The sequence below is a fragment of the Streptomyces sp. NPDC058534 genome, from assembly GCF_042717365.1.
GTDB lineage: Bacteria > Actinomycetota > Actinomycetes > Streptomycetales > Streptomycetaceae > Streptomyces.
In genome coordinates this window covers 34,020-37,469 of the sequence record NZ_JBHXNW010000006.1, presented here as the reverse complement: position 1 = coordinate 37,469, position 3,450 = coordinate 34,020, and the positions used below count along the sequence as shown (strand labels likewise).

Sequence of the window (3,450 nt, the reverse complement as noted above, 5' to 3'; positions counted from 1 at the left end):
CCACGGATTGGTGTCCGGGGAGCGGGCGGTGCGGTGGCTGACCCACCACATCGAGAGCGCGCGGGCGGGGGGGGACCGGCGCGGCCCCGCCGCCGAGGGGACCGCACATCAGGACACGACATCTGGAGCGACGGGCGGCCTGCCCCGGCCGGGGGACGACCCCCGGCCGGATACGCCCGGCGACACCGCCACGTGAGCGCCCAGTCAGGGCCTCACTCGTACACACAGGGAGCAACCGGAATGGGTTCGGTTCGCGTAGCCATCGTCGGTGTGGGCAACTGCGCCGCATCGCTGGTTCAGGGCGTCGAGTACTACAAGGACGCCGATGCGGCGTCCAAGGTCCCGGGCCTGATGCACGTCCAGTTCGGCGACTACCACGTCCGTGACATCGAGTTCGTCGCCGCCTTCGACGTGGACGCCAAGAAGGTCGGCCTGGATCTCGCGGACGCCATCGGCGCCTCCGAGAACAACACCATCAAGATCTGCGACGTGCCGAACAGCGGCGTCCAGGTCCAGCGCGGCCACACGCTCGACGGTCTCGGCAAGTACTACCGCGAGACCATCGAGGAGTCCGCCGAGGAGCCGGCCGACATCGTCAAGGTCCTCAAGGACCGGCAGGTCGACGTCCTGGTCTGCTACCTGCCCGTCGGTTCCGAGGACGCGGCGAAGTACTACGCCCAGTGCGCCATCGACGCCAAGGTCGCCTTCGTCAACGCCCTCCCGGTCTTCATCGCCGGCACCAAGGAGTGGGCGGACAAGTTCACCGAGGCCGGTGTACCGATCGTCGGTGACGACATCAAGTCGCAGGTCGGCGCCACCATCACGCACCGCGTCATGGCGAAGCTGTTCGAGGACCGGGGCGTCGTCCTGGACCGCACGATGCAGCTGAACGTCGGCGGCAACATGGACTTCAAGAACATGCTCGAGCGCGACCGCCTCGAGTCGAAGAAGATCTCCAAGACGCAGGCCGTCACCTCGCAGATCCCCGACCGGGACCTCGGCGAGAAGAACGTCCACATCGGCCCGTCCGACTACGTCGCGTGGCTGGACGACCGCAAGTGGGCCTACGTCCGCCTGGAGGGCCGCGCGTTCGGCGACGTCCCGCTGAACCTGGAGTACAAGCTCGAGGTCTGGGACTCCCCGAACTCGGCGGGTGTCATCATCGACGCCGTGCGCGCCGCGAAGATCGCCAAGGACCGCGGCATCGGCGGCCCGATCCTGTCGGCGTCGAGCTACTTCATGAAGTCCCCGCCGGTCCAGTACTTCGACGACGAGGCCCGTGCCAACGTCGAGAAGTTCATCGCGGGCGAGGTCGAGCGCTGACGCGCGAGGAATCAGCTCCGCAGAAGGTCCCCGGGTCGCGTGACCCGGGGACCTTTCCCGTATGTGAGGCTGTGCCCCATGGCCGTCGTCCGTGACCTGCGCGTCCTGCTGCGCCTGAAGGGCTTTCGGCGCCTGCTCGCCGTGCGCCTGCTCTCCCAGGGCGCCGACGGCGTCTACCAGGTCGCGCTCGCCACCTACGTCGTCTTCTCCCCGGAGAAGCAGACCTCGGCCGCCGCCGTCGCCTCCGCGATGGCGGTCCTGCTGCTCCCCTACTCCCTGGTGGGCCCCTTCGCCGGCGCCCTGCTGGACCGCTGGCGCCGCCGCCAGGTCTTTCTGTACGGCAATGTGCTGCGTGCCGTGCTGGCTTCGGTGACGGCGGTGCTGATGATCGTCTCCGTCCCGGACTGGCTCTTCTACGTCTCCGCGCTCTGTGTCACCGCGGTCAACCGCTTCGTCCTCGCGGGACTGTCCGCCGCGCTGCCCCGGGTGGTTGACGCCGAGCGGCTGGTGATCGCCAACTCGCTCTCACCGACGGCCGGCACCCTGGCCGCGACGGCGGGCGGCGGCCTCGCCTTCGTCGTACGCCTGGTGGTCGCGGACTCCGACGCGGCCGTGGTGCTGCTCGGGGCCGCCCTGTACCTGTGCGGGGCGCTCGCGTCGCTGCGCATCGCCGTCGAGCTGCTGGGTCCCGACCCCGGGCGCATCCCGCCGCGGGTCGCCTCCGCGCTCGCCGGCACCGCCCGCGACCTGGTGGCGGGGGTACGCCATCTCGCCGCACCCGCTCGCCGGGAGGCGGCCTGGGCGCTCGCGGGCATGACACTGATGCGGTTCTGCTACGGCGCCCTGCTGGTCATGCTTCTGATGCTGTGCCGGTACGCCCTGACCTCGGACACGGAGGAGGGGCTCGCCCTGCTGGGGCTGGCTCTCGGCGTCTCCGGGGCGGGCTTCTTCGCGGCCGCGGTCGTCACCCCCTGGGCGGCGGGGCGGCTGGGGCCGGGCCGCTGGATGGCCGCGTGCGCGGCGGCGGCCACGGTGCTGGTGCCGGCACTCGGCCTGCCGTTCGCCACGGTGCCGCTGCTCGGGGCGGCGTTCGTGCTGGGCCTGACGACGCAGGGGGCGAAGATCGCGACCGACACGGTCGTGCAGTTCTCCGTCGACGACGCCTTCCGCGGCCGGATCTTCTCCGTCTACGACGTGCTGTTCAACGTCGCCTTCGTCGGCGCCGCCGGGGTGGCCGCGCTGATGCTGCCGCCGGACGGCCGGTCGGTACCGCTGGTGTTGACGGTCGCCGTGGTCTACGGAGCGGTTGCGGCAGCTATGGCCCGGTTTGAGAGCCGGTAAGTGTCACATCAGTGACACAGAGCCCTACCGGAGTACGGAGTTGTCACTGGGACCCGATAACTTACGTGCGTCTTATCTCGCGGCATGTCCGCGACACGCGCCTATTTTCCAGGGGGACCCCCAGTGACCACTCAGCCGCCGCCGCAGGGCAACCCGTTCGGCCAGGGCCAGCCGCAGGCTCCGCAGCAGCCCCAGGGACAGAACCCCTACGCTCAGGGCCAGCAGGGCTTCCCGCAGCAGCCCGGTCAGCCCGGCGTCCCCCCGCAGGGTGCGCCGTACGCGCCGGTCCCGCCGCAGCCGGGGCGCCGCAAGCCGAGCTTCAAGATGATCAAGAACATCGTCATCGCCGTGATCGTCGTGGGTGTCGCGGTGGGCGGGTACATCGCCAGCCGGGACGACGCCGAGCAGGCAGCCGTGGGCGACTGCCTGAAGTCCGCGTCGTCGTCCTCGGACCGCATGGAGGTCGTGGACTGCTCCTCCTCGGAGGCCGAGGGCAAGGTCCTTGAGAAGGTCAAGGGCAACTTCTCCTCGATCACCGCCGAGACCGAGTGCCGGAAGGTCGAAGGAGCCACTGGCTTCTACGCCGAGACCGGCGACGGAGAAGAGTTCCTGCTCTGCCTCGGCGAGGCCTGAGACAACCAGGGTCTCCCTGATTCCTGCTTCGGGGGGGTTTTTTTAGTTTAAAAATTCCCCCCAACAAGAACACGGGCGGGGTCGATATAAAAAAAAACCGCCCACCCACACATAATAAATCGCAGGGTGTGGGGGGGGGGGTGGTGTTGGGTG

The 3,450-nt window shown here is 69.2% G+C and carries 3 protein-coding genes and 1 pseudogene; all 4 read left to right on the top strand.

The annotated features are described in order from the left end of the window. A pseudogene (locus ACFWR9_RS04945) lies at window positions 1-196 on the top strand (PadR family transcriptional regulator); the annotation flags it as partial. A 44-nt stretch (window positions 197-240) separates the two neighbouring features. After that, window positions 241-1,323: an inositol-3-phosphate synthase gene (locus tag ACFWR9_RS04940; protein ID WP_383835606.1), complete on the top strand. Its 1,083-nt coding sequence runs from the start codon at window positions 241-243 to the stop codon at window positions 1,321-1,323. 78 nt (window positions 1,324-1,401) lie between these two features. Further along, entirely contained in the window at window positions 1,402-2,664 is a 1,263-nt protein-coding gene (locus ACFWR9_RS04935; protein WP_383835603.1) for an MFS transporter, read from the top strand. A 123-nt stretch (window positions 2,665-2,787) separates the two neighbouring features. Beyond that, complete coding sequence (locus ACFWR9_RS04930; protein ID WP_383835600.1) at window positions 2,788-3,297, top strand: hypothetical protein; 510 nt, start codon at window positions 2,788-2,790, stop codon at window positions 3,295-3,297. Window positions 3,298-3,450 lie beyond the last annotated feature (153 nt).

Coding starts and splice junctions, on each gene's coding strand:
- ACFWR9_RS04940 (WP_383835606.1), top strand. CDS start 241: ATGGGTTCGGTTCGCGTAGCCATCGTCGGTGTGGGCAACTGCGCCGCA.
- ACFWR9_RS04935 (WP_383835603.1), top strand. CDS start 1,402: ATGGCCGTCGTCCGTGACCTGCGCGTCCTGCTGCGCCTGAAGGGCTTT.